The organism is Acutalibacter sp. LFL-21, from assembly GCF_025630755.1.
Taxonomy (GTDB): Bacteria; Bacillota; Clostridia; order Oscillospirales; family Acutalibacteraceae; genus Acutalibacter; species Acutalibacter stercoravium.
Window position 1 is genome coordinate 66,035 of sequence record NZ_JAOTNT010000005.1, and the last position, 26,604, is coordinate 92,638.

A 26,604-nucleotide genomic window follows, 5' to 3' on the forward strand; every position below is an offset into this window, starting at 1 on the left:
CAGGGTTCAGTGGGGTTTGTGCCGCCGCCCCTTGCGCTTGCCCAGCTGCCGCAGGGGGCTTTGGGCATTGGCGATGATGTGGTCCACAAAGTGGAGCAGGGCCAGCATCATCACAATGGCGAACAGCAGCATGGGGGCCAGGGCGATGAGCATGGGCATGGTCAGGTTTGTCAGGGCGAAGAAGTCCCGCAGGAAGAGCAGCGAGGCCACAAAGCCGGAGAGCAGCACCCCGAACAGGGCGCCCCGCAGGCCGTTGAAGGGGGTGCTCACCTTAAAGAGCATGATAAAGCCCGTCAGGCAGGTGAGGATCACCGCCAGGGTGGACATATCCGGGTTGGAAAGGCCCAAGGGCTCGCTGAGGGCGCACAGCAGCACGATGTTGGCGGTCATGGTCAGGGCCGCCGGGATGCTCTGGCGGATGACGTTTAAGATGAATTTGCCCCGCAGCCGCTCTTTGTTGGGCTCTAAGGCCAGGATGAAGGAGGGCGTGCCGATGGTCAGGGTGGAGATCAGCGTCTGCTGCACCGGCTGGAAGGGGTAGCTGTAGTTGATGAAGATGAACAGCACGGCGATCAGCGCCGAGAAAATGGTCTTGGAGAGGAACAGGGCGCTGGAGCGCTGCAGGTTGTTGATGGACCGGCGGCCCTCCTGCACCACCACGGGCATGGAGGCGAAGTTGGAGTCCAGCAGCACCAGGCTGGAGACGGTGCGGGCCGCGTCGCTGCCGGAGGCCATGGCGATGGAGCAGTCCGCCTCCTTCAAGGCCAGCACGTCGTTGACGCCGTCGCCGGTCATGGCCACCGTGTGGCCCTGGGCCTTCAGCGCCTTGACGAAGCTGAGCTTCTGCTGGGGGGTCACCCGGCCGAAGACGGAGTACTCACTCACCGCCCGGCGGATGTCCTCCTCGGTGCGCAGGGTGGTGGCGTCCACATACTTGTCCGCGTTTTCCAGCCCCGCCTTCCGGGCGATGTGGGCCACGGTGACGGCGTTGTCCCCGGAGATGACCTTCAAATCCACCCCCTGGTCGGCAAAGTACCGCAGGGTGCGGGGGGCCTCCCGGCGGATTTTATCACTCAAGAGCACCAGGCCCATAAGCTCCAGCTTCTCCGGCAACTCTTTGTCCGCAAAGGGCTGCGGGCTGCGGGCCAGCAGCAGCACCCGCTGCCCCTGCTGGGAGTAGCCCTCCACCTGCTCCCGGATGGCGAAAAAGCCATCGCCCAGGATAAATTCCCCCGCGCCCATGACGTAGGAGCCCCGGCCGGGGAAGAAAGCGCCGCTCCATTTGCGGGCGGAGGAGAAGGGCACCAGGTCCCTGGCCCGCCAGGGGCTTGGCTCTGGAAAGCGCTCCTGAATGGCCAGGGAGGTGGGGTTGCCGTCGCTGAGGTTGGAGACCAGGGCCGAGAGGGCGGCGGCCATGTCCTGCTCCGAAACGCCCGCAAAGGGCACCAGCTCGTCCACCTGCATGGTGCCCTCGGTGATGGTGCCGGTCTTGTCCAGGCACAGGGTGTCCACCCGGGCCAGGGTCTCCACGCAGTACAGGTCCCGCACCAAAGTCTTGCGGGCGGAGAGCTTCACCACGCTGACGGCAAAGCACACGCTCACCAGCAACACCAGCCCCTCGGGAATCATGCCCACCATGGCGGCGGTGGTGCTCACCACCGAGTTCTGCAGGGTGTCCCCCAGCACGAAGAACTGCTTCCAGAACAGCAGGGCCCCAATGGGCAGAATGCCGAAGCCCACCCACTTGACGATGCGGTCGATAGAGTCCATGATCTCAGAGTTGCGCTTTTTAATGTACTTGGCGTCCCCGGCGATCTTGGTGGCGTAGTTCTCCGCGCCCACATGCTCCACCTGGGCGTGAACGCTGCCGCTGACCACAAAGCTGCCGGAGAGCAGGCTGTCCCCCGGCCGCTTGAGAATGGGGTCCGATTCCCCGGTGATGAGGGACTCGTTGACCTCGCACTCCCCGGCGGAGACGATAGCGTCGGAACAGATCTGGTTCCCCGCCGAGAGCACCAGGATGTCGTCCAAAACCACCTGCTCCACGGGGATCCCCTTTTTCACGCCCTCCCGCAGGACAGCGGCCTTGGGGGCGGAGACGATGGAGAGCTTGTCCAGGGTGCGTTTGGCCCGGATGCTCTGGAAGGAGCCGATGAAGATGTTGGCGAAAATAACCCCCAGGAACACCGCGCTGCGGAAGGAGCCCACCAGGATGACCGCGGCGGCCAGGGCAAAGTTGAGGATGTTGAAGAAGGTGAACACGTTCTCCCGGATGATCTGGCCCTCGGTTTTGGTTTTGATGCCGCTGATGCCGTTGTGCAGGCCCTGCTGCACCCGCTGCCTTACCTGTTCTCCCGAGAGGCCTACCCGCGGGTCGGGGTGGAAGCGCCCCACCGGTGCGGCCCGGCGGGCGGGCGAAGGCGCGGCCCGGCGTGGTTCGCGGTCTCGATTCAAACAGATTCCCCCTTTCCATTCCAGTGAATATATCCAGTATACACCATGAAATAGCCGTTTCCAAGCAAGTGCGGGCCATATTTTCAGAAAATTTCCGCTTTTCCACAATTTCAGAGCACCGGGCCTCCCGCCCCTTCCAAAATATAGCCAAAAAGCGGCGGCAGATCCCCCCGCAAACGGCAAAAAACCAGGTTTTCCGCGGCCTGCGGGGATTTGACAGGAACGCTGGAAAAGAATATAATGCAGGCAAGATCGCTTTCGTAACATGATTCTTTAGAAGGTATAGAAAGGATGTTTCACACATGGCTGGCAAAAAAACAGCGGAATTTATGATCGTGAACCGCAGAAGCGGCAAGGCCCTGCAGGCCACCGGCCTGGACAACGGCCTGGTCGTGGAGCAGAGAGAGCCTATTAAGGCCGACGCCCAGATCTGGACCTCTGTGGAGGCAGAGGGCGGCATCAAGCTTTTCAACAAGGCTTGCGGCAAGGTTTTGGATGTGATGCAGGGCGGCACCGCCGACGGCACCTGGGCCCAGACCTGGGAAGATGTGGGCGGCGAAAGCCAGCTGTGGCAGCTGGTCAACGTGAGCTCTACTTATAAGAAGATCGTCAACGTGCACTCCGGCAAGGCGCTGGACATTGTGGACATGAGCAGTGAGGACGGCGCCCCCGCCCAGATTTGGGAGAGCGTAGAGGGCGAGGGCCAGCAGTGGAAGTTTGTCTCCACCCAGGAGAAGGCCCCTGCCAAGACCGTGCGCAAGACCGCCCCGAAGAAGGCGGCCCCCAAGGCGGAGGAGAAGGCTGTGGAAAAGGCCGCTCCCGCCAAGCGCGCCCCCCGCAAGGCCGCGGAGAAAAAGGCCGCCGCTCCCAAAGCGGTGGAGGCCAAGGCGGAGGAGAAGGCCCTGAAGGCAGAGCCCGCCAAGGCCATGAAGAAGCAGGAAGAGGCCCCCAAGGCCCTGCAGAAGGCGGAGCCCGCCTCTAAGAAGCCTGCCGCGCCCGCCAGCAAGGCGAAAAAGTAAGATGGAAAAAGAGGACGGTCCCCCTGCGGGGACGGTCCTTTTTGCTTGGGCCCGCCCTTTTTCGGGGATTTTTCCATTTACAAGAGGGCGGAAAAACGGTATGATAAGGGTAAGAGATTTTCCTGGAAAGGTGGTTTTCTATATGGCGGACCTTGTTTCAATGGGCGAGCTCCTGATCGACTTTACCCCCGTGGGGGAGACGGAGGACGGAAGGCTCCTCTTTGCCCGCAATCCCGGGGGCGCCCCCGCCAACGTGGCGGTGCAGGCCCACCGGGCCGGGGTGAGCGCCGGCTTTCTGGGCCGGGTGGGCCTGGATATGTTCGGCAGTTTCCTGGCGGACACCTTGAAGGGCTGCGGCGTGGACACCCGGGGCCTCTCGCAGGACCCGGACTACGCCACCACCCTGGCCTTTGTGCAGCTGAGCCCCGAGGGCGACCGGGACTTCAGCTTTTACCGCAACCCCGGCGCGGACACCCGCCTCTCCTTTGCGGAGACGGACCTGTCCATTGTGGAGGAGTGCAAGCTGCTGTGCTTCGGCTCTCTGCTGCTGACGGCGGAGCCCTCCCGCAGCGCGGTGCACCAGCTGGTGGACCACGCCCGCGCGCTGGGGAAGATCACCGCCTATGACCCCAACTGGCGCCCGCCCCTGTGGAAGGGCCGCGAGGCGGAGGGTGTGGCCCAGATGAAGAGCCTGGTGCCCAAGGCGGACATTATGAAGATCTCTGGGGAGGAGCTGGAGCTTCTCACCGGGAAAGAAGTGGTGGAAGAAGGGGCCTGGGCCCTGTTGGAGCAGGGGGTCTCCCTGGTGGTGGTCACCTTGGGCGCCCGGGGCTGCAAGGCCTTCGCGCCCGGCCTCACCTTGGAGAAGCCCACCTATGACACCAAGGTGAAGGACACCACCGGCTCTGGCGACAGCTTCTTCGGGGCGCTGCTGGCCAAGGTGATCCTCTCTGGGAAGCGGCCGGACCAGCTCGCTCCGGAGGAGCTGGGGGATTTCCTGGACTTCGCCAACGCGGCAGGTTCCACCTGCGCCACCAAGACCGGGGCCATCCCCGCCCTGCCCACCACGGAGGAGATTGAGGCCTGCCGGAAGAGCGTGCCCCTGCTCCACGTGTAAAGCGAGAACTCCAGATGTAGAACGCGCGCAAAAAGCCTGTCCTCCCGAGAAGGGGGACAGGCTTTTTCTGTTTTCTATTTCGTGCGCAGGGAGGGCACGCTTTTCGATGGGAGGGCCTTACGGCTTCTTCTCCCCGGGGTTTTCCAGATACTCCTCCACCCGGTAGCGGGGGCGGGCCTTTACCTCGCTGTAGATCTTGCCGATATAGCCCCCAACAACCCCCAGGCAGAGCATCTGCAGGCCGCCCAAAAGCCAGATGGAGCAAACAATGGCGGTCCAGCCTGTGACAGCCCAGCCGGCAAAGTAGGAGATCAGGGCGTAGAGCAGGCCGAGAATGCTCAGCACCGAGATGAGGATGCCCAGGTTGGAGATCAGCTTTAGGGGCTTAACGCTGAAGCTGGTGATGCCGTCCAGGGCGAAGGAGAGCATCTTTTTCAGGGGGTACTTGCTCTCTCCGGCAAAGCGCTCGTGGCGGTCGTAATAGACGTAGTCGCTGCGGTAGCCGATCAGCGGCACAATGCCCCGCAGGAACAGGTTGACCTCCCTGTACTCAGAGAGGGCCTCTAGGGCGCGCTTGCTCATCAGGCGGTAGTCCGCGTGGTTAAACACCACATCCACGCCCAGCAGCTGCATCACCTTGTAAAAGCCCTCGGCGGTGGTGCGCTTGAACCAGGTGTCCGTGTCCCGCTTGTTCCGCACGCCGTAAACCACGTCGCAGCCCTCTTGGAACTTCTTTACAAACTGGTCCAGGGCGTCGATATCGTCCTGCAGGTCCGCGTCCATGCTGATGGCGGCGTCACACCGGGGCATGGCGCTCATCAAGCCGCAGAGCAGGGCGTGCTGGTGGCCCCGGTTGTGGCTGAGCTTTACCCCCTCTACCCAGGGGTTTTCCCGGTTGAATTGGGAGACCAGCTCCCAGGTTCTGTCCTTGCTGCCGTCATCCACATAGAGGATGCGGCTCTTCTCTCCGATAAGGCCGGCGGCCCGCATGGCGTTGAGCTTGTCCGTCATGCGGCGGGTGGTTTCGGGCAGCACGGCCTCCTCGTTGTAGCAGGGGATGACAAAATATACTGTGGCTTCCATACGATCTCTCCTTTATTCCGAGGGTTGGTCCGGGTTGTTGGCGGGCGGCGCCTCACCGCCAGGCGGGGGAGGGGCCTCCTTGGGGGGCGGGCTCTCTTCCGGCACGGCGGCTTCCCGCTGCACATGGGGCGTCATGGCCCCGGGGCGCCGGAAGGAGGCGTGGCGGCTTTTGGCGTATTGGGAGAACCGGCCCACCCGCAGCATGCTGGGCCCCCGCTGGGGCTGGGGCCGGGGGCGCACCCGGTTCATCAGGGTGAGGTAGGCCACCAGCACCGCCAGGGACACCAGGGTGATGCCAAAGCCCAGGGCCAGGCCGGGCGTGTGATAGGTGAACTCAATGGTGACGCTTTCCCCTTCGGGGACCACCACGGCCATAAAGCCCACGTTCACCCGTTCAATGGCGGCGGGCTCCCCGTTAACGGTGGCGCTCCAGCCCGCCTCGTAGGGCACGCTGAAGAAGATGAGCTGCTCCTTGTCAGAGTCCAGCTGGGCGGTGAAGCCGGTGTTGGTGTATTGGAAGGAGGAGCAGGCAGAGGCGGCCCGGTCCTGGCAGTCCTGCAAATAGCCCTCCTCGTTGAAGACGCGCATATCCTCGGGCAGATGCTCCAGAATGCCCTCGTAATAGGGCACCCGGTCATCCTCGATGACCACGGCCCGCAGCATGCTGAGCTCCCGGTCGCCAATGGTGTCCTCGCCGCCCTCGCTCAGGGCGTTGTACTCGCTGCGGGTGATGTAGTAGTCATAGGAGAAGCCCATGGGGATATAATACTGGTTCTCCCAAATGTCAAAGCCGTTGGCGTTGCCATAATAGGCAAAGCCGGGCATAGAGGGGTTGGAGGAATCCTCCCCCGCAAAGTAAGCGTCGTCGTGGTCGTCGTCAAACAGCCAGTGCACGCTTAAAAGCCCGCGAATGCCGTAATGGGCCGTGGTGGGCCGGGAGGCCACGTCCCGCTGCACGCCGATGGAGTCGTAAAACTCCATCAAAGAGCCGGGCACCACGCTGTGGAAGGCCTGGATGGTGGGGATTTCCCAGAACATGCCGGCGTTGTCCAGGGACTCGTAAAAGTCCGAGCGGCACTCCTGCAGGTCCGTCAGGTCGATGTCCTTTCCGCCGTTGAGGGAATAGGGGATCAAATGGTCCCAGGTGTACTCCGACTGTGTCTTGCCCAGGGCGATGAAGAAGATGGAGTAGAACACAGAGACCAGGGAGACCCCAATGAGGGTAGAGCGGAAAAAGGCCTTTTTGTGCCTGCGGCAGAAGCAGAACAGGTACACCACCCCCGCCAGGGAGACCAGGGCGATGGCCACATAGCTCCAGAAGCGGGTGGGGTAGTCCTCCAGGCCAAAGGTGACCGTCTCCTGGCCGTCGGTGGTCTCCAGGGTGGGCATAAAGCCGATGACCACCGTAATGGCCAGGGTGATGACCAAACACCAGGTGATGGAGCGCTTCCAGTTGACGCGCTCGTTTTCCAGGGCCAGCACCGTGGCCATGGCCATCATCAGGGTGAGCATGTAGTACCACCGGGCGTAAAAGGAGCTGTTCATCATCTGGAAGGAGGAGTTCAGGAAGGGCACCACCGCCATAAGGAACAGAATCCACAGCAGCTTTTTCAGCCAGTGTTTGCGCCGCAGCTGCAGCCAGCCAATCACCCCCGTCATGCCAAAGAGGGGCAGCCACGCCCCCAGAGAGGCCCACTTAGAGCCGGAATCCGGGGTGAAATTGGGCCGGGCGGGCAGGTCCGGCGGGAAGAAGAAGCAGCTGAGAATGTGCAGATAGCGCTGGTTCTGGTTGTAGAGCACGGCGTTCCAGCCGTTGATGTAGCTGGAGGTGCGGTAGTTCTGCACCACCACCAGCACCGAGGGCACCAGCAGCACGCAGGCAAGCCCCAGCCCCAGCACGGCCTCCAGGGCCAGCAGCAGGAAATCCTTTAGGGAGATGCGCCAGCTTTTGCACAGCAGCCGCAGGAAGAAGTAGATGACCGTAAAGGTGACCATGCCCACGAAGAAGTAGTAGTTCACCACGCAGCAGGCGGCCACCGCCAGGGCGAACAGGCCCCGGCGGCGGGTGGCCATGTACTCATCCAGGGCGGCCAGCAGCAGGGGGAAGAAGACGATGGCCTCGTGGAAATGGTTGAAAAAGATATTGTAAATGGAAAAGCCCGAAAAGGCGTAAAGCACCGCCGCAATCAGGGCGGAGTCCCGGTTTTTGGTGTAGCGGTGGATGTAGACATAGCCGGTAAGGGTGGCGCAGGCAAACTTTAAAATGAGCAGCGGCCCCATCAAATACTGCACCCATTCCGAGGGGAAGGGGATGGTCAGCCAGAAGAAGGGGCTGCCCAGCAGGTAGAAGCTGTAAGAGCCGATGAAGTTGGCGCCCAGGTCTGTCAGGTGGCTCCACCCCAGGTTGCCAGAGCGCACGGCGTCGTGGGCCAGGCGGTAAAAGGGCACCTGCTGGACGTTGAAGTCCCCGTAAAAGAGGAAGCGGCCCCCGTCCACCACAATAAAGGGGATGAACACCAAAAAGGAGAGGCCAAGCCCCAGGAAAAAGGCTTTCAGAAAGTAGTTGTTCCGAAAGCCCCCTTTTTTTTCTTTGAGAGATTCCATAAAAGCGCGTACCTCCGAACCGGATTCAGGCAAGGGGGGAGCGCCCGCCTGCCTATAAGTACTCCCATTATAGCACAGAAACCAGGGGGGATAAAGCACTTTTTCGGCGGAAAGGCCCTTGGGGCAAAAGAAGAAAGAAAAAGATTGCAATTTGGTAACAAAAGAGGGGGAAAATATTGTATAATAAAAAAGTCCGGCGAGAACCCCTTGCCGGGAGCTGTGAAACCAGAGAATGGAGGGAGCCCGCTTGTACCCGTTTTTCGCCATGCTTTCCCGCATGAAATACATCAACCGCTGGGGCTTGATGCGCAACACCCGCAGCGAGAACATCTGCGAGCACAGCCTGGAGGTGGCGCTGATTGCCCACGCCCTGGCCACAGTGGGCAACCAGAAGTTCGGCAAAAGCTACAACCCAGAGCGGGCCGCCCTGCTGGCCGTGTTCCACGACGCGCCGGAGATCATCACCGGGGACATGCCCACGCCGGTGAAGTACCACTCTGAGGAGATCCGCAGGGCTTACGGCGAGGTGGAGGACATGGCGGCAGAGCACCTGGTCTCCATGCTGCCAGAGGAGCTGCGGGAGGAGTACCGGAAGATCATGACCATGAACGGCCCCCAGGACGAGGCCTTAAAGCCCCTGGTGAAGGCGGCGGACAAGATCTCCGCGGTCATCAAGTGCGTGGAAGAGCGCATCAGCGGCAACCGGGACTTCTCCAAGGCGGAGCAGACCATCACCCAGGCCATCCGGGACATGCAGCTGCCAGAGGCGGACTACTTTATGGACCAGTTCCTGCCCAGCTACGGCCTGACCATTGAGGAGCAGGACTACACCCGGGAGGCGGGCCTGAAATTTTCGGAGAGCTCCCAGCTGGTGTTTTCCAAGGTGCTGCCGGAGAAGGGGCCCCGGAAAAAGAAGCGGGGTTAAAGTCCCCGGCCGGCTCTTGCTCAAAATGCAGGGGGCAGGGCCGGAGAAATGGAAATGGACAAGTGAGCCAAAAACCCAGTGTTTATGCGGGTTCCGGCATTTGACCACATGGACGATTAAAGTGGTAACGAATTAACTTGTTAAAGCAAAATCCCAGTGAGGGCGGGACTCTCTCCAGGAGAAACGTGCAGGAAATGGATAAGCGAACTTCAAATCACGCGCCAAAAAGCGCTTCACTTGCCCATGTGGTCAAGTGCCAGGAGGCGCTTAAAACCTGAAGATTCTCTTCACTTGTCCATTTCCCTACCTTCGGCCCTGCTGGGAAAATTTGAAGGACAGGCTTTGTGGCCTGCATAAAGCGGGAGGGGCGCCCGCTCTAAGACGGTTTTGCCGGTCCTCGTTGGGGAAAGGGGAAACCGTCCGCTGTCCCACGAAAATTGGAAGGAGATCAGGAGATCACATCATGCGTATCGGCAACATTGAGATCACGGGCCGGGCGGCCCTGGCCCCGATGGCGGGGGTCACCGACGCCGCCTACCGCCGCCTGTGCGCGGAGTTTGGCGCGGCCTACACCGTCACGGAGATGGTCAGCGCCAAGGCCATTCCATACAGCTATGAAAAGACCGCCCGGCTGGCGGATACCTCGGGAGACCGGGGAGCGGTGTTCCTGCAGCTTTTTGGCAGTGACCCCTTCGACTTTGGCCTGGCGGCCCGCAAGGCGGCGGAGTCCGGCCCGGCGGGCATTGACATCAACATGGGCTGCCCCGTGCCCAAGGTGGCGGGCAACGGCGCGGGCAGCGCCCTGATGAAGGACCCTGCCAAGTGCGCCGCCATTGTGGCCGCGGTGAAGCGGAACACGGACCTGCCCGTCACCGTGAAGATCCGTGCCGGGTGGGACAAGGACCACAAAAACGCCGTGGAGGTGGCCAAGGCCTGCGAAGAGGCGGGGGCTGCCGCCATTGCGGTCCACGGCCGGACGAAAGACCAGATGTACATGGGCCAGGCGGACTGGGACATCATCCGCCAGGTGAAGCAGGCGGTGCAGGTGCCGGTCATCGGCAACGGGGACGTGACCGACGGCCCCTCTGCCGCCCGGCTGCTGGCGGAGACCGGCTGCGACCTGGTGATGGTGGGCCGGGGCGCCCTGGGAAACCCCTGGGTGTTCCGGCAGATCAACGCCTATCTCACCAATTCCTGCACCCTCATCCCCCCGCCGGGGGTAGCGGAGCGCATTGTGGTCATCAAGCGCCACATAGACGCCCTCTGCGCCCTGAAAGGGGAGGACCGGGCCCTGCGGGAGGCCCGCAAGCATGTGGGGTGGTATCTCCACGGCCTGCGGGGGGCGGCCCAGTTCCGCCGCCGGGCGGGAGAGCTGTGCACGCTGGCGGATTTGGACCAGCTGCTGGCCCATGTGTACGCGGCAAACCAAGGGGAAGGATAGTCCCTGTATTGTATTGTGAAAAGGAGCCCCACGTTATGAAACTATTAGTATTGGACGGCAACAGCATTTTGAACCGGGCCTTTTACGGCATCAAGCTGCTCACCACCAAGGCCGGGGACTTTACCAACGGCATTTACGGCTTCCTCACCATGCTGAAAAAGCTGCTGGACGAGACCGCCCCCGGCGGGGTGGCCATCGCCTTTGACCGCAAGGCCCCCACCTTCCGCCACAAGGCCTACGCCGGGTACAAGGCAAACCGCAAGGGCATGCCGGAGGAACTGGCCCAGCAGCTGCCGGTGCTGCAGGAGCTGCTCACCGATTTGGGCTACCGCATTGTCTCCTGCGAGGGGTGGGAGGCCGACGACATCCTGGGCACCCTGGCCGCCGCCTGCGAGCGGGAGGGCAGCCAGTGCCTCATCGCCACCGGGGACCGGGACAGCCTGCAGCTGGTGTCTGACTCCACCTCGGTGCGGCTGGCCACCACCAAGTTCGGCCAGCCCCAGGTCACCCTCTACGATGTGGAGAAGATCCAAGAAGAGTACGGCGTCACCCCCCGCCAGATGATCGACCTGAAGGCCATCCAGGGGGATTCCTCCGACTGCATCCCCGGGGTGGCGGGCATCGGCCCCAAGGGCGCCGGGGAGCTTATCCAGAAGTTTGGCAGCCTGCAGTATCTCTACGGCCACCTGGAGGAGCTGGACATCAAGCCCGCCATGAAGGCCAAACTGGAGAAGTCCAGGGACAACGCCTTTTTGAGCTACGATTTGGGCACCATCCGCCGGGACGCCCCCATCGACACGGACCTTTCCCACTATGAAAAGGGGGAGGGCGACCCCCAGAAGGCCGCCGCTCTGATGGTGAAGCTGGAGCTGTTCTCCCTGCTGGACAAGTTCGGCCTGTCCTTAAACGCCCAGCCCCAGGAGGACGCCCCCGCCGCGGAGCGCCCCGGCCAGAAAGATTATGAGGACGGCGCCCCCCTGCTGCCCATGCTGGAGGACGCGGGAGAAGCGTATTTCTACGCCCAGTGGGAGGCGGGGGAGCTGGCCAGCCTGGTGTTTGCCCACAAGGGGGAGGTGCACCGGGTAAAGCCCGACGAGGCTTTCCTGCGGGCCTTCTTCAAAAATGACCGCATTCAAAAATACACCCACGACACAAAGCCCCTCCACCGCCAGGCCCTGGAACTGGGCTGCAAGATGGAGGCCGTCCGCATGGACACGGCCCTGGCGGGGTATCTTTTGAATCCCTCTGCCTCCGGCTACGACGTGGAGCGCCTCTGCGCCGAGTACGGCGTGGCCCTGGCGGATTTTGAGGAGCCGGAGCTGCGCTTTGGGGCGGCCATACCGGGCCTGTGCCAGGCCCTGGAACAGGCCATCGCGGAGAACAGCCAGCAGGAGCTGCTGGAGGCCATCGAGATCCCCCTCAGCTTTGTGCTGGCCCAGATGGAGCACATCGGCTTCTATGTGGACAAGGAGAGCATCCAGGCCTACGGCAAGGAGCTGGAGGCCCAGGTGAACCAGCTCCACGACGAGATTATTGAAGAGGTGGGGTACGAGTTCAACATCAACTCCCCCAAGCAGCTGGGAGAGGCCCTGTTCGGCAAGCTGGGCCTGCCCCACGGGAAAAAGACCAAGAGCGGCTGGTCCACCAACGCCGACGTGCTGGAGGAGCTGCGGCTGCTCCACCCGGTGGTGGACAAGGTGCTGCGCTACCGCACCGTGGCCAAGCTGAAATCCACCTACTGCGACGGGCTGCTGAAGGTGATTGGCCCGGACGGCCGGGTGCACTCCACCTTCAACCAGACGGAGACCCGCACCGGGCGCATCTCCAGCGCCGAGCCCAACCTGCAGAACATCCCCGTGCGCACCCCCATCGGCCGGGAACTGCGGAAGTTCTTCGCCTCGGAGCACGGCCTGCTGGTGGACGCGGACTACTCCCAGATTGAGCTGCGGGTGCTGGCCCATGTGGCGGATGACGCCGCCATGAAGGAGGACTTTTTAGAGGGGCGGGACATCCACACCGCCACGGCGGCCCGCGTGTTCCAAATGCCCGTGGACATGGTCACCAAGGACATGCGCTCCAAGGCCAAGGCCGTCAACTTCGGCATCGTCTACGGCATTGGGGCCTTCTCCCTGTCCAAGGATATCGGCGTCACCCGCAAAGAGGCGGACGACTATATCAAGGAGTACCTGAAAAACTACTCCGGCGTGGACGCCTATATGAAGCGGGTGGTGGAACAGGCCAAAGAGCAGGGCTATGTGGAGACCCTTTTCGGCCGGCGGCGCTATCTGCCCGAGCTGAAAAGCGGCAACTTCAACATGCGGGCCTTTGGGGAGCGGGTGGCCCGGAACATGCCCATCCAGGGGGCGGCGGCGGACATCATCAAAATCGCCATGATCCGGGTCAGCGACCGCCTGGCCCGGGAGGGCCTGCAGGGCAGGCTCATCCTCCAGGTCCACGACGAACTCATCGTGGAGTGCCCCCCAGAGGAGCGGGAGCAGGTGGAGCGCATCCTCCAAGAGGAGATGGAGGGGGCGGTGAGCCTCTCCGTGCCCATGGTGGCGGAGGCGGGCTCTGGCCGCACCTGGTTCGAGGCCAAGGAGTGAGCCCATGGAGGAGATGTGTTTTTGCTGCCCCCTGTGCGGCGGGCCCCTGGCCCGGCAGGAGCACCGGGCGGTGTGCCCCCAGGGCCACAGCTTCGACGTGGCCCGCCAGGGGTATGTGCACCTGCTGCCGGTGAACAAGATGCACGCCAAGCTCCCGGGGGACAGCCGGGAGATGGTGGAGAGCCGCCGCCGCTTTTTGGAGGCGGGCTATTATGAACCCTTCCGGCAGGCTTTGTGCCGCCTGGCCGCGGAGTGCGCTTCCCAGCTGGGGAGCCCGGCCGGGGAGGGCTTGGCCCTCTGCGATGCCGGATGCGGGGAGGGCTACTACACCGCCGGGCTGGGGAAGGCCCTGCCCCGGGCCCGGGTCTGCGGGTTCGATATCTCCAAGCTGGCGGTAAAGGCCGCCGCGGGAAAGCACAAGGGCATCCCCTTTGCGGTGGCCAGCTCCTTTGCCATCCCCCTGGGGACGGGGAGCGTCCACCTGCTGACAGATGTGTTCTCCCCCCTGGCACAGGCGGAGTTTGCCCGGGTGGTGAAGCCCGGGGGCTTCTTCCTCTACGCGGTGCCGGGGGAGAGGCACCTGTACGGCCTGAAAGAGATCCTGTATGAGGCGCCCTATGAGAACCCCCATCGGGAGACGGCCTATGAGGGCTTCCGCTTTGTCCGGCGGGAGCGGGTCCGGGATGTGATCTCCCTCCCGGATGGGGAGGCGGCCATGGACCTGTTCGCCATGACCCCCTATTACTGGAAAACCGGCGTGGAGGGCGTAAAGCGCCTGCAAGAGGCCGGGGCCTTCCAAACGGAGATCGCCTTTGACTTTTTGGTGTATGAGAGACTATAACGCCGGGCCCGGCCCGGATGGCCTTATAGAAAGGAAGAGATTGGATTGAAAATCTTGTTTGTGTGCACCGGCAACACCTGCCGGAGCCCCATGGCGGAGGGGATCTTCCGCAAAATGATGCAGGAGCGGGGCATGGAAGAGCGGGTGCTGTGCCAAAGCGCGGGGCTTTCGGCGGTGGACGGCATGCCCGTTTCAGAAAACGCGGTGGCTGCCTGCCGGGAGATTGGGGTGGATATCTCCGAGCACACCGCCCGGCGCATTACGGGGGAGGAGCTGCCTGTGTGGGACCTGTACTTCCCCATGTCCAAGACCCACGGCTACATACTGGGCCAGGCAGGCGTGCCCCAGACAAAGATCTACATTCCCAAGTACATTGCCGACCCCTATGGGGAGGGCCTTGAGGTCTACCGGGCCTGCCGGGACAAGCTGTGCCAGCAGCTGGAGACCTTTTACGAGGACTTTGTCACCCGGCTGCTGGTGTTTGACAACACCCTGCAGCCCCCTCCCTTCCAAAGGGGGAACCGGCCCCAGCCCTGACAAGGGCTTGCGCCCCGGGAAAACAAGGGCCCATCCCTTGAGCCCAGGAACGCGCTGCCGCTGCGCCGCAGAACCTTGCGGCAGCAGGGTGGCGCGTTCTTTGCGCTGGGGGGCGGCTTCTCAGAAATTTGCCGCCCTTCCTTGAGTTTTGCCGCCTCACAGTTTATAATAGCTGTGTTGCACATGGAAACCCGCAGAGTGTGGAAAGGATAGAAGAAGAGACCTATGCAGATTGTGAAAATGGAGAAGGAGCACTGTGAGATTCTGGCGGAGCTGGAAAAGCTCTGCTTCTCCCGCCCCTGGAGCCGGAAGGCTTTGGAGGACGAGGTGGACAACCCCCGGGCCTATTTTGTCACCGCGGTGGACGGGGACAAGATTCTGGGCTATGGGGGCATGCACTGCTCCCACATGGAATGCTACATCGACAACATCGCCGTGTTCGGCCATCACCGGCGCAAGGGGGTGGGCTCGGCCATTGTGGAGGCGCTGGCCGCAGAGGCCCGGCGCCAGCGGGCCGAGTTCATCTCGCTGGAGGTGCGCCCCTCCAACCGGGCGGCGGTGGGGCTTTACACCAAGCTGGGATTTGCGGAGGAGGGCCGCCGCCGGAACTTTTACAACGACCCCACCGAGGACGCCCTCATCCTCACCCGGCGGTTTCCCAAGGAGGGTGAAGCATGATCCTGTTAGGCATTGAAAGCTCTTGCGACGAGACCGCCGCCGCCCTGGTGGAGGACGGCAGAACCATCCTTTCCTCTGTGATCGCCTCTCAGGTGGAGGAGCACAAGATCTATGGGGGCGTGGTGCCGGAGATCGCCTCCCGCCGCCACAGCGAGGCCATTGTGGGCGTGGTGCAGGAGGCCCTTTCCCAGGCGGGCAAGTCCCTTGCGGACCTGGACGGCATTGCCGTCACCTATGCCCCGGGGCTGATCGGGGCCCTGCTGGTGGGGGTGAACTTCGCCAAGGGGTTGGCCCTCTCCACGGGCCTGCCCCTGATCCCGGTGCACCACCTGCGGGGGCACATCGCCTCCAACTATTTGAGCAGCCCGGGGCTGGAGCCCCCCTTCCTGTGCCTGGTGGTGTCGGGGGGCCATTCCCACATCGTCCAGGTAGAGGACTATACAAAGCTGAAAATTTTGGGCCGCACCCGCGATGACGCCGCGGGAGAGGCTTTTGATAAGGCTGCGAGAGCCATGGGCATCCCCTACCCCGGCGGGGTGGAGATGGACCGCGTCGCCGAGGAGGGGAACCCTGCCGCCTACAAGCTGCCCCACCCCCATGTGGAGGGCGCGCCCCTGGACTTCAGCTTTTCCGGCCTGAAAACCGCCGTGCTGAACCTTTTGAACAACGCCCGGCAAAAGGGAGAGGAGATCTCCGTGCCGGATTTGTGCGCCTCCTACCGGCGGGCGGTGGTCTCCTGCCTGACGGAGAACTTCTTCCAGGCCGCGGAGATGACCGGCGCCAAGACCCTGGCCGCCGCCGGGGGCGTCTCCGCCAACCGGCTGCTGCGCCGGGAGCTGGAGCGCCTGGCCGGGGAGAGGGGCTTACCCCTCTACCTGCCGGACAAGTCCCTGTGCGGGGACAACGCCGCCATGATCGCCTCCCAGGGCTATTACGAGTTCCTGGCGGGGAACACCGCGGGCATGGATTTAAACGCCTGTGCCCAGCGCACCATTGAGTGAGGAGGCGGGTAGGATGAAAAAGCGGCTGTATGCACTCCTCTGCGCCTGCCTTTTGGGCCTGTGCCTTTCCGCCTGCGGCGGGCAGGATGAGGTCTCCAGCGCCGCGCCTCAAAGCCAGGAGAGCGAGGCTGCCCCGCCCCAGAGCCAGAGCCTCCCGGAGGAGAGCCCGGCCTCGGAAGCGCCAGCTTCCAGTGGGGCGCAAAGCGAGGGGGAGCAGAGCTCCCAGGAGGCTGCGCTGGTTTTGGTGCAGCAGGATTCCGGGGCGGAGGCGGGCTACGAGCCCACCCTCACCCTGTACCAGGACGGCAGCTTCCAGCTGGCCGCCACCTTCTATGACGGCACCGCCCTCATCACCGGGACCTACACCCAGGAAGGGGGCGCCTATGTGCTGGCCCCTACGGAAAGCACCGCCCAGGGCGTGGCGGGCAGCGACGTGGGAGAGATGCGCCTTTCCCCCAGCGGGGAGGGCTATACCTATTCCGGCGGGCAGCTGGGGCTCACCTTTGACGGGGCCTCTTTCCTGCCGGAAGGAGCTTGAGGGAGATGGGAACGATGCTCACAGGCGGAGAGATTATGGTGAAATGTTTGGAGGCAGAGGGGGTGGATATCCTCTTTGGCTATCCGGGGGCGGCCATCTGCCCCTTTTATGACGCGCTCTACGACTCCCCCATCCGGCATGTGCTGGTGCGCTCTGAGCAGAACGCCGCCCACATGGCCAGCGGCTATGCCCGGGCCAGCGGCAGGCCGGGGGTGTGCGTGGCCACCTCGGGCCCCGGGGCCACCAATTTGATCACCGGCATTGCCACGGCCTATATGGACTCCATCCCCATTGTCGCCATCACCGGCCAGGTGAACCTGGAGCAGCTGGGCCGGGATGTGTTTCAAGAGGCGGACATCACCGGCGCCTGCGAGTCCTTCACCAAGCACAGCTACCTGGTGAAGTCCGTGGAGGACCTGCCCCGGGTGTTTAAAGAGGCCTTTCACATCGCCTCCACGGGCCGGCCGGGTCCGGTGCTCATCGACGTGCCCGAGGACGTGCAGGAGGCGCTGGCGGAGGCCTTCCACTATCCGGAGGCGGCGGACATCCCCGGCTACAAGCCCAAAACGGCGGGCCACCCCCTGCAAGTCAAGCGGGCGCTGGAGGCCATCTCCCAGGCCAAGCGGCCCGTTATCTGCTGCGGGGGCGGGGTGGTGCTCTCCGGCGCCCGGGAGGAGATGACCGCCTTTGCCCAGAAGAGCGGCATCCCCATTGTCTCCACCATGATGGGCATTGGGGTCATGCCCATGGACAGCCCCGTCTACCTGGGGATGATCGGCAAGTTCGGCCGCAGCTACGCCAACCGGGCCATTGGCGAGGCGGACCTGATCGTCCTGTGCGGGGCCCGGGTGGGGGACAGGGCCATTGCCCTGCCCAACCAGATCGCGGAGCAGGCCAAGGTCATCCACATTGACATCGACCCGGCGGAGATCGGCAAAAACATGCGGGTGGACGTGCCCATCGTGGGGGACGTGAAGCAGGTGCTGGCCGCCCTGGCGGAGAAGGTGCAGCCGGTGGAGTGCCGGGACTGGGTGGAGCGGGTGCTGCGCTACAAGCGGGAGTTCGTCCCCCGGGGGCAGGACCGGGAGGACACTGTGGAGCCCCGCTCCTTCATCCGGGCCCTCTCCGCCATGATGGAGGAGGACGCCATCCTCGCCGCCGACCCGGGCCAGGGGCAGATTTGGGCGGCCATCAACTTCACCCAGAAGGAGGGCAGGTTCCTCACCAGCGGGGGCCTGGGCACCATGGGCTACGCCCTGCCCGCGGCCTTGGGGGCCAAGCTAGCAAAGCCCCGGCGCCAGGTGCTGGCCGTGTGCGGGGACGGAGCCTTTCAAATGAGCCTGTGCGAGCTGGCTACGGTGGCAGCCTCTCACGCGCCGCTGAAGGTCGTGGTCTTTGACAACCGCCGCCTGGGCATGGTGCGGGAGTATCAGAACAGCCGCTACGCCCGGCGCCACATCGGCACCCATATGGACGGCAACCCGGACTTTGTGGCGTTGTGCCAGGCCTATGGGATCCCGGCGGCCCTGGCCAAAAACAACCGGGAGGCGGAGCGCCTGGCAAAGGAAATGCTCCAGTCTCCCCGGCCCTATGTGCTGGTGTGCCGGGTGGACCCGGAAACCCCCTCGGTGTGAAAGGAGAGATGCTGCCGTGAAATACACTCTATCCGTGCTGGTGGAAAACCAGCCAGGCGTGCTCTCTAAGGTGGTAAGCCTGTTTGCCCGGCGGGGCTACAACATCGACAGCCTGGCCGTGGGCACCACCGAGGACACCACCATGTCCCGGATGACCATTGTGGGCCAGGGGGATGACCACATCCTGGAACAGGTGGAGAAGCAGCTGAACAAGGTCATCCCGGTCATCAAGGTGCGCTCCTTGGGGCCGGACGCTGTCACCGCCGAGCTGCTGCTGGTCAAGGTGGCCTGCGACCCCGCCACCCTGGGCAAGGTCAACGAGATTGCCGCCTTGATGAAGGCCGAGGTGGCCGATGTCTCCAAGTCCACGGTGACGCTGAAATACGCCGGGGAGCACGAGCGCTGCGAGACGCTGCTGGACCTGCTGCGCCCCTACGGCATTCGGGAGATCTCCCGCACCGGGGTCATCGCCCTGGAGCGGGGCTGACTGGAGAAAAAAGAAAGGACCGCCGTCCCGGTTGGGACAGCGGTCCTCTTTGCTTTTTGCCGGTCTGGGGGAGCTGGCCTTCTCAGGCCGGCGCTTTAGTCCCCCTGTCTGTTCGGTGGAGCTCAGGAGATGACAATGTGCTCCACGGGGATCTGGCCCTTGGCCACATGGACCTCTGCGGCCCCGTTATGAAGGGTCACCGTGCCGTAGCCGGTGGCGGTGCACAGGAACAGGGTGAACTCCTGGGCGTTTTGGGAGCTCAGGTACAGGGTCTTCTCCACGGCGTCATAGCGCATGCCGCCGTAGGCCTGCAGATAGGAATAGGAGGCCAGCGCCCGGGCGTACCAGTGGCCGCACTCGTACTCGTCGTAGGGGTTCCGCTTCTCCCCGTCATACCGGCTGCGGCAGGCGGATAGGATGTCCTCCGCCTCCTTCATGCAGCCGAACATCATCAGGTGGGAGGCCACCTGGTGCTCGATGCCGGTCCACACCTCGTCGCTGTACACGAAGGGGAGGGAGGGCCGCCCGCCCCGGGGCCAGGAGCACAGCAGCAGGCCCCCCTCATCCCCCAGGGCATAGCCGGGCCGCTGGGGATTCTCGTGGTTGCTCAGGTCCCGCTTGAAGTTGTACCGGTACACGGAGAGCAGGTGGCTTTTCACCTTTTCCGGGTCCAGGATGTCGCCCAGGCCGCAGACCCTGGCCATCCACGCGCCCAGCACGCCGTCGGAAATGCAGCCCTGGCCGTACTGGTACTTGGGGCCTTCCCGCTCCATCAGCGCCCGGCTGGAGGCGGGCTCCTTCTCCAGGTCCATCTTGGCCTCCAAGGTCTCCCACTCCACCTGCTGGTAGAAGTATTCCCCGTTGAAGAGGCGGGTCTCCAAATACTCCCGCCCCCGGCGGTACAGCTCCTCATACTCGGAGACGTCCTGGCCCAGGGCCTTCCCCATGCGGCTCATGGCCGCCAGGGCCCCCAGATAGAAGGAGGAGCACATGCCGTCCGCGCCCCAGAATTCGATGTCATAGGTGTTGTGGTGGGGCTCCTTCAGCACGCCTTCCCGCTTTTTGTCCCAGGTGCGGATGCAGTAATCCAGGCTCTTCTTCATCAGGGGCCAATACTCCTGCAGGAACTCCAGGTCCCCGCCGATGCGCCACTCCCGGTACATTTTCATAATGCCACCCAGCTGCCCGTCGGAGGCGGCGTGGAAGGTGTTGCCCGACTTGCGGATGGGCAGGGCAGAGCGGAACTCCTGGTGCCCCTCCTCGTTTTGGTCCTCGTGGAATTCCGCGTTGCGGAAGGTGCGCTCCAGCATGGGGAACAGGTGGGGGATGGCCTGGGCGTAGTTCCACACGTGGGTGCAGCTCCCATGGCAGCTTCCCACCGTGTCGCAGCAGCCCTCCCAGGCCCAAAGCCTGCCGTCCGTCTGGCGCAGGACGGTGGGGGACTTCAAGATGGACAGGTTGGCGCTGACGGCGTCCATGGCCTCCTCCGGCAGCCTGGAGGCGTGCAGGGCCTGGCTGAACCGTTTCGACTCCTCATAGAAGCCGGCGTAGTGCTTGCAGTAGTAGTCCATCACCTCGCCGCAGGAGCCAAAGCGCCCCGCGTACCAGGGCTGGTAAGTCTCCTTCCCCTGGGAGGTGCCGTCCTCCTCATAGCCCTGGCGCAGGTCGCTGTAGGGCACATACCAGGCGAAGTGCAGGGCCAGCTCCCTGCTCTCCCCGGGCTGCAGGGTGAACGCCGCGGACAGGGAGGCCCCGATGCTGCCGCCCTCCGGGTCCTCCGCCTGGCGGGAGACGCCCTCCCGGATGGCCTTCCACTGCATGGAAAGGGGGTCGAACCAGCCGCCGGCGAACCAGTCCGTGTCCACCTGCACCGGCGCCCCCTCTAGGCGGATGCGGCACTGGCCGAAGTGGTGGGGCTTCTCCTCTGTGCCAAAGCAGGTGAGGACCACGGTCCCCTCCTCCTGGGTGATGGAGCCCTGGTTCCCAGCCGCCACCGGCTGGGGGAACCACTTTTCCTCTGGCAGCAGCATGAAGTTAAAGGTGTTGAAGGAGTACACGGCCTCCACCGGCTGGCTGCCCTGGTTCTCAAAGCGGTAGGCCAGTGTGGCCGCGGGCAGGCAGGAGTTGTCCGGGTCCAGGGGCAGGAAGGGGCTGAACCCTGTCAGCTCCACAGCCAGGGGCACGCCTGGGTCCTGGAACTCCAGTTTCGCGAAGGGGAACTGGCTGGTAAAGCTGTTGGACCGGAACCGGGGAAGGCCGTAGGTCTTGCCAAAGGAGTTGCTTACCCCCAGGCCGGAAAGCGTCCCTTGGGTGCCGAACACCTTGTACCGGGGGACCGGCCCCTGGATCACCTTGGCGCAGGACTGCCCGCCCTGCTTTACATAGAGGGCGGAGAAGGCCTCTGGCTCGTGGAAGACATCCGGCGCGTTGCGCAGGGACATGCTGCCCAGGGCCCCGGTGCCTTCCAGGCAGAACATGCCCGCACCGGTTCCTCCCAGGGGAAAGGCCACCTGGTCCAGATGCTTTCCCTCATACCGTTTGCTGGATGGTGCTTTCATGAAACAATTCCTCCATATCAAAAGAACACTGTGCAAAAATCCCCGGGCTGCCCAAGACGCGCTGGCGGCCGGGGGCCTTGTGAAGCACGGCCTTTTGCGGGGCCGCAATTTTGTGATATCGGTGTCACAAAATTCTTGAGGCAAGTATAGCGCCCTTGGAACAATTTGTCAAGGATTTTTAAACCGATTCCTGATATTTTTGGAGGTTTTCCCGCCGCGGCTCTCACCCCTGCTCTTCCTCCAGCTCGGTCATGCCGGGCCAAAACCGCTTGGGGCACAGGCTTTGCCGCAGCTTGGGATTCCGCCGCCCCTCTACGGCGATGGTGCGGTAAAACACCTTCCACAGGTTCTGCCAGCAGAGCTCTTCCCTGCTGGGCGGCGGCAGTTCCACCTGGTCCGCTTGAAAGAACTCCCCCGCCTGCCCCTCGCGGCCCCGGTAGAGAAAGCCCATTTGGTGGGTTTCGTCGTAGATCATAAAGTTTTCGCCGGAGAGGCGGCCGCAGAAATGGGGCGCCACCAGGGGCAGCACCGTGTTTTTGGGGGTGATGCGGGCCGCCAGGAATTCCCCGCAGTCGGCAAAGCGGAGAAACCCCAGGATATGGTGGGCCTCATTGCGCAGGGAAAGGGCGGCCTTTTCCAGGGTGTTCACAACGGGCTCTGTGGTGAGCCGGACCACCTGCCCGCCGTATTTGTAGCCCATCAGCAGAAAGCGCAGCAGGGCCATCTCCCGCTGGGGCAGGCAGGTGAGGAACCCCTCCCGCACCAGGCGGTGGGCTTGGGGGGAGATCTTCCGGGGAATGGACCGCTCCACCCGCTGGGCCAGGTCCAGCCGGGTGGGGATGTCCCTGCGGCCGAACAGGCTCTGCTGCTCGTCCTCTTGGGAGCGGATGTCCACGGGCAGCTCCTTGGCCTGGAAACACTGGGCCACGCAGCACAGGAACCCCTGGTAAGAGCCGTCGTAGTGGTAGATCAAATTTGTCCGGTAAGGCATTTTACACCATCCTCCTTGGTGGGGGCGAAGAGGGAGAGCTGCTCCGGCTGGTCCAGGGCCAGCCCTCCGCCCGCTTTCCCCGGCAGCTGGGTGCGGTGAAAGGGGGACCCCTCCCGGATGGCCCCCGCAACGACCGCCGGGTCGTCCGTGGGCAGGGGGGAGAGGCTCTTTCCCCGGCAGGTGAGGAAGAACCGGGCCCGCTTCAGCACCACCCCCAGTTTTTTCAGATCGGGAAAGTCCAGCTTGGCGTACCGCCGGGCCGCCCGGATGCGCCGGGCGCTCTTTACCCCAATGCCCGGCACCCGCAGCAGCATTTCATAGGGGGCGCTGTTCACCTCCAGGGGGAAGAGCTCCATGTGGCGCACGGCCCAGCAGCATTTGGGGTCCAGCAGGGGGTCGAAGTCCGGGGCCTCCTCGTCTAAGATCTCCGCGGCGGTGAAGCCGTAGAACCGGAGGAGCCAGTCCGCCTGGTAGAGCCGGTGCTCCCGCAGCAGGGGAGGCGGGGTGTTCCGGGCGGGCAGGTTCCGGTCGCTGACCACGGGCATGTAGGCGGAGTAGAACACCCGCTTCAGCCCGAATTTTTGATAGAGCCCCTCGGTCAGCCGCAGGATCTGCCGGTCGCTTTCGGGGGTGGCGCCAACGATCATCTGGGTGGACTGCCCGGCTGGGACGAACTGGGGCGCGTGGCGGTAGGCTGCCAGGGCGTGGCTGTTTTCCTGGATGCCGTCCCGGATGAGTCCCATGGGGGACAGGATTTTCTCCTTGCTCTTTTGGGGCGCCAGCAGCTTCAGGCTCTTTTGAGAGGGCAGCTCGATGTTGACGCTCATGCGGTCGGCGTACAGGCCCAGCTGGTAGGTCAGCTGGGGAGAGGCCCCGGGGATGGCCTTTACATGGATGTACCCGCCAAACCGCTCCACCTGGCGCAGGCGCTTGAGCACCGCCAGCATCCGCTCGCAGGTGTTGTCAGGATTTTCCAGCACCGCCGAGCTGAGGAACAGCCCCTCGATGTAGTTGCGGCGGTAGAACTCCATGGTCAGGCGGCACAGCTCCTCTGGGGAGAAGGTGGCCCGGCGGCACTCCAGCGAGCGGCGGTTGACGCAGTAGGCGCAGTCATAGGCGCAGTCGTTGGACATAAGCACCTTCAAAAGGGAGATGCAGCGGCCGTCGGCGGCAAAACTGTGGCAGATGCCCGCCTTGACCGCGTTGCCCAAAGTTCCCGGCCGGCCTGCCCGGTCCACCCCGCTGGAGGTGCAGGCCACGTCGTACTTGGCCGCGTCAGTGAGAATTTCCAGTTTTTCAAACATGTCCATGACCATACCGCCTTTGTCCATCCATCCGAAGCGGGCCGCGCCTCACTTCTTGTCCCGGTTTTTTGTTTCCAGCGCGGTGCCGCGGCGCACGCTTCCCCCGCCGAAGCGTTCCCGCAGGGCATCCACGGCGGTCTCCAGCCGCTCTTCCCGTTCCAGTCCCTCGGTTCGGTCAAAAAAGCTCAGCTGGGCCCCGCTGGCCTCTACCAGCTTTCCCGCCCGCAGGCCCAGCAGCCGCACCGACCAGCGCCGGTCCTCCTTGCGGTACAGCTCCAGGGCGGCCCGGTACAGGGAGCGGGCGTCGCACACGGCGGGCTCCAGCCTGCACTGGCGCTGGTACTCTTGAAAGTCCCCGCTCTTCACCGTCAGCTGTACCTCTCCCGCCTTCATCCCTTGGTGCCGCAGGCGGCTGGCCACAGACTCCGCCAGCTCCAGCAGGGTGCGGCAGACCTCCTCTTCCGAAGTCACATCGTGGGGCAGGGTGGTGCTGTTGCCGATGGTCTTGGGGGGTTCGGCGGCGCCTGCCGCCGCCACAGGGGAGGTGTCCAGGCCGTTGGCGTAGGTCCACAGGGCCTCCCCGGCCCTGCCCAGCATCCGGCGCATGGCGGGCAGCTCCATGCGGGCGATGTCCCCAATGGTGTGGATGCCGAATTTCTCCAGGGTCTTCCCTGTGTGGGGCCCCACAAACAGCAGGGCCTGGGCGGGCAGCTTCCAGATGACGCTTTCCATCTGCTCCCGACCAAAGACGGTGACGGCGTCTGGCTTTTTGTAGTCGCTGCCCAGCTTGGCGAACACCTTGTTGTAGGACACCCCAATGGAGACCGTGAGCCCCAGCTCTTTTTTCACGGTCCGGCGGATTTGCTGGGCAATCTGCTCCCCATCCCCGAAGAGCCTCTCGCTGCCGTAGACATCCAGCCAGCATTCATCCAGGCTGAAGGGCTCCACCAGGTCTGTGAACCGGCAGTAAATCTCCTGGGCCATGCGGGAATACTCCGCGTACCGCTCCCGGTGGGGCTTTACCAGCTGAAGCCCGGGGCATTTCCGCATGGCCTGCCAGATGGGCTCCGCTGTCTGCACCCCCATTTTCTTGGCCAGCATGTTTTTGGCCAGGATAATGCCGTGGCGGCTCTCCTTGTCCCCGGCCACAGCCATGGGCACGTCCCGGTACTCCGGGGCGAACAGCGTCTCCACCGAGGCGTAGAAGTTGTTCATATCCACATGTAAGATGCCATTTTCCACGGGGAACCCTCCTGATCGAACGTGTGTTTGTATTTATTATAGAACGTGTGTTCTAAATTTGCAAGAGGAACTTGCAAAAAAATAAAGCCCCCTTTCGGAGGCTTTGCTTTGTCGTGCGTTTATACAGTAAGAGCGATCAAATCTGTTTCCACAATGGTATCCAAAGTATCATCGTTGAACACCACCAGGGAGAACTCCACGCTCTCCACAGCGGTCACACCGTTCTCCTCCAGGGTGCTGGCGTAAATGGTCAGTTCGTCGTTGGACTTTTTGCCGGGGGTCACCTGGGTGGCGAACATGGCGTTCATCATCATGCCGTTGGCGGAGAAATCCTGGACATTCACAAGGATGGGCTGCTCGCTGTTGTTCTCCACAGTCATTCTCAGCTCTGCGTTGCCCTCCTCCGTCATCTCCATGCCGGTGTAGGTGATCTTGATGCCGCTCTCATTCACCAGCACCTGGTTGACAGCCACCGCCGCGGCGGGCTCTTCCCCGGCCGTGCTGGAGGGCTCTTCCTCCACGGCGGAGGTCTCTTCCTCCGGGGCGGGGGTGAGCTGCTGGGCCTGGGCGCTCTCCAGCTCGTCCACCCGCTGGCTCAGAACGTCCAGCCGGGAGGAGAGCTCTTCCAGGGCCGACTGGGTGGCGTCATCTCCTGCCGCGCTGCACCCGGCAAAGGCGGCGCACAGCAACAACCCGGCCAAAATGGCATAAATCATTTTCTTCATAATTTCCTCAAACTCCTTGCTCGAAAAATAGAAATCTCACGGGGGTCTCCCCCAGATTCAGTGTACGCCCCGGCCCGCAAAAAGTCAACGGAGGTGACCGGGAAAAGAGGCAGAAAAAATCCCCTGCCGCAGGGCAGGGGACAGTTCTGCGTTTTGAGGGAAACTCAATAGTTTTCGGCCTTGATCTGGAAGTAGGCCTGGGGATGGGCGCACACGGGACACACTTCGGGGGCCTTCTTGCCGATGACGATGTGGCCGCAGTTGGCGCACTGCCAGATCACGTCGCCATCCCGGGAGAACACCAAGCCGTCCTCCAGGTTCTTCACCAGCTTGAGGTAGCGCTCCTCGTGCTCCTTCTCAATTTTGGCCACGCCCTCGAACAGGTCGGCAATGTGGTCAAAGCCCTCTTCCCGGGCGGTCTTGGCGAAACCGGCGTACATGTCGGTCCACTCGTAGTTCTCGCCGGCAGCGGCATCCTTCAGGTTGTCGATGGTGTCGCCAATGCCGCCGTGGAGCAGCTTGAACCAGATCTTGGCATGCTCTTTCTCGTTGTTGGCGGTCTCCTCAAACAGGGCGGCAATTTGCACATAGCCGTCCTTTTTGGCCTTGCTGGCGTAATAGGTGTACTTGTTCCGGGCCTGGGACTCCCCGGCAAACGCGGTCATCAGGTTGGTCTCAGTCTTAGAGCCTTTCAGTTCGGGCATGGTCATGTTCCTCCTTAAAGAAAATTTGGAAACTCCTGGATGTTTCTAAACTTAGTATAAGCCTTTTACATCTAAATGTCAAGGATATTTTTAAGAATAATTCTTATTTTTTAACAGG

Annotated in this window: 21 protein-coding genes; 12 read left to right on the forward strand and 9 right to left on the reverse strand. The window is 63.1% G+C overall.

The window, feature by feature from the left end:
• Positions 1-6: 6 nt before the first annotated feature.
• A complete protein-coding gene (locus ODJ80_RS07425) occupies positions 7-2,454 on the reverse strand; it encodes a cation-translocating P-type ATPase (RefSeq protein ID WP_263041578.1) in 2,448 nt (815 codons plus the stop codon).
• Between the two features lie 302 nt (positions 2,455-2,756).
• Here ODJ80_RS07425 and ODJ80_RS07430 point away from each other — a divergent pair, with 302 nt between their 5' ends.
• Both ODJ80_RS07430 and ODJ80_RS07435 read left to right on the forward strand, forming a co-directional pair.
• A complete protein-coding gene (locus tag ODJ80_RS07430) occupies positions 2,757-3,473 on the forward strand; it encodes an RICIN domain-containing protein (protein ID WP_263041579.1) in 717 nt (238 codons plus the stop codon).
• A gap of 142 nt (positions 3,474-3,615) precedes the next feature.
• Positions 3,616-4,590 carry a carbohydrate kinase family protein gene (locus tag ODJ80_RS07435; protein WP_263041580.1) on the forward strand — a complete coding sequence of 325 codons (975 nt, stop codon included), beginning with the start codon at positions 3,616-3,618 and terminating at the stop codon, positions 4,588-4,590.
• A gap of 117 nt (positions 4,591-4,707) precedes the next feature.
• Here the strand turns inward: ODJ80_RS07435 and ODJ80_RS07440 are convergent, their stop codons facing one another.
• The gene (locus ODJ80_RS07440; protein WP_263041581.1) at positions 4,708-5,673 is read right to left on the reverse strand and encodes a glycosyltransferase family 2 protein; all 966 of its coding nucleotides are present in this window, start codon (positions 5,671-5,673) and stop codon (positions 4,708-4,710) included.
• A gap of 12 nt (positions 5,674-5,685) precedes the next feature.
• Positions 5,686-8,277 carry a YfhO family protein gene (locus ODJ80_RS07445; protein WP_263041582.1) on the reverse strand — a complete coding sequence of 864 codons (2,592 nt, stop codon included), beginning with the start codon at positions 8,275-8,277 and terminating at the stop codon, positions 5,686-5,688.
• Positions 8,278-8,524: 247 nt separating this feature from the next.
• Between ODJ80_RS07445 and yfbR the strand changes: the two genes are divergently transcribed.
• From yfbR to ilvN, 10 genes are all read left to right on the forward strand, one after another.
• A complete protein-coding gene (gene yfbR, locus ODJ80_RS07450) occupies positions 8,525-9,202 on the forward strand; it encodes a 5'-deoxynucleotidase (protein ID WP_317619881.1) in 678 nt (225 codons plus the stop codon).
• A 463-nt stretch (positions 9,203-9,665) separates the two neighbouring features.
• Positions 9,666-10,643, forward strand: a complete 978-nt coding sequence (gene dusB, locus ODJ80_RS07455) for a tRNA dihydrouridine synthase DusB (protein WP_263041584.1) — start codon at positions 9,666-9,668, stop codon at positions 10,641-10,643.
• Positions 10,644-10,678: 35 nt separating this feature from the next.
• A complete protein-coding gene (gene polA, locus ODJ80_RS07460) occupies positions 10,679-13,246 on the forward strand; it encodes a DNA polymerase I (RefSeq protein ID WP_263041585.1) in 2,568 nt (855 codons plus the stop codon).
• A gap of 4 nt (positions 13,247-13,250) precedes the next feature.
• Positions 13,251-14,087, forward strand: a complete 837-nt coding sequence (locus ODJ80_RS07465; protein WP_263041586.1) for a putative RNA methyltransferase — start codon at positions 13,251-13,253, stop codon at positions 14,085-14,087.
• A gap of 45 nt (positions 14,088-14,132) precedes the next feature.
• Entirely contained in the window at positions 14,133-14,624 is a 492-nt protein-coding gene (locus ODJ80_RS07470) for an arsenate reductase/protein-tyrosine-phosphatase family protein (protein ID WP_178865127.1), read from the forward strand.
• A 225-nt stretch (positions 14,625-14,849) separates the two neighbouring features.
• Complete coding sequence (rimI, locus tag ODJ80_RS07475) at positions 14,850-15,302, forward strand: ribosomal protein S18-alanine N-acetyltransferase (protein WP_263041587.1); 453 nt, start codon at positions 14,850-14,852, stop codon at positions 15,300-15,302.
• A complete protein-coding gene (gene tsaD, locus ODJ80_RS07480; RefSeq protein ID WP_263041588.1) occupies positions 15,299-16,303 on the forward strand; it encodes a tRNA (adenosine(37)-N6)-threonylcarbamoyltransferase complex transferase subunit TsaD in 1,005 nt (334 codons plus the stop codon). The genes rimI and tsaD overlap by 4 nt, the downstream gene beginning before the upstream one ends.
• A gap of 13 nt (positions 16,304-16,316) precedes the next feature.
• Positions 16,317-16,841 carry a hypothetical protein gene (locus ODJ80_RS07485; RefSeq protein WP_263041589.1) on the forward strand — a complete coding sequence of 175 codons (525 nt, stop codon included), beginning with the start codon at positions 16,317-16,319 and terminating at the stop codon, positions 16,839-16,841.
• A gap of 14 nt (positions 16,842-16,855) precedes the next feature.
• Entirely contained in the window at positions 16,856-18,475 is a 1,620-nt protein-coding gene (ilvB, locus tag ODJ80_RS07490) for a biosynthetic-type acetolactate synthase large subunit (RefSeq protein WP_263041701.1), read from the forward strand.
• 16 nt (positions 18,476-18,491) lie between these two features.
• Positions 18,492-18,962 (forward strand): acetolactate synthase small subunit, encoded by a 471-nt coding sequence (ilvN, locus tag ODJ80_RS07495; protein WP_178865124.1) that lies wholly within the window; start codon positions 18,492-18,494, stop codon positions 18,960-18,962.
• Positions 18,963-19,084: 122 nt separating this feature from the next.
• Here ilvN and ODJ80_RS07500 read toward each other — a convergent pair whose 3' ends face one another.
• The 6 genes from ODJ80_RS07500 to rbr all read right to left on the reverse strand — a co-directional run bounded on the left by ODJ80_RS07500 (position 19,085) and on the right by rbr (position 26,486).
• On the reverse strand, positions 19,085-21,520 hold the full coding sequence (locus tag ODJ80_RS07500; protein ID WP_263041590.1) for a non-lysosomal glucosylceramidase: 2,436 nt from the start codon (positions 21,518-21,520) through the stop codon (positions 19,085-19,087).
• Positions 21,521-21,743: 223 nt separating this feature from the next.
• Positions 21,744-22,511: a TIGR03915 family putative DNA repair protein gene (locus ODJ80_RS07505; protein WP_263041591.1), complete on the reverse strand. Its 768-nt coding sequence runs from the start codon at positions 22,509-22,511 to the stop codon at positions 21,744-21,746.
• Positions 22,490-23,821, reverse strand: a complete 1,332-nt coding sequence (locus ODJ80_RS07510) for a putative DNA modification/repair radical SAM protein (RefSeq protein ID WP_263041592.1) — start codon at positions 23,819-23,821, stop codon at positions 22,490-22,492. Before ODJ80_RS07510 ends, ODJ80_RS07505 begins: the two co-directional genes overlap by 22 nt.
• 42 nt (positions 23,822-23,863) lie before the next feature.
• Positions 23,864-25,057, reverse strand: coding sequence for a DNA polymerase IV (dinB, locus tag ODJ80_RS07515; RefSeq protein ID WP_263041593.1), 1,194 nt, complete (start codon positions 25,055-25,057; stop codon positions 23,864-23,866).
• 119 nt (positions 25,058-25,176) lie between these two features.
• Positions 25,177-25,782 (reverse strand): hypothetical protein, encoded by a 606-nt coding sequence (locus ODJ80_RS07520; protein WP_263041594.1) that lies wholly within the window; start codon positions 25,780-25,782, stop codon positions 25,177-25,179.
• A 164-nt stretch (positions 25,783-25,946) separates the two neighbouring features.
• The gene (gene rbr / locus ODJ80_RS07525; RefSeq protein WP_263041595.1) at positions 25,947-26,486 is read right to left on the reverse strand and encodes a rubrerythrin; all 540 of its coding nucleotides are present in this window, start codon (positions 26,484-26,486) and stop codon (positions 25,947-25,949) included.
• Positions 26,487-26,604: the final 118 nt, after the last annotated feature.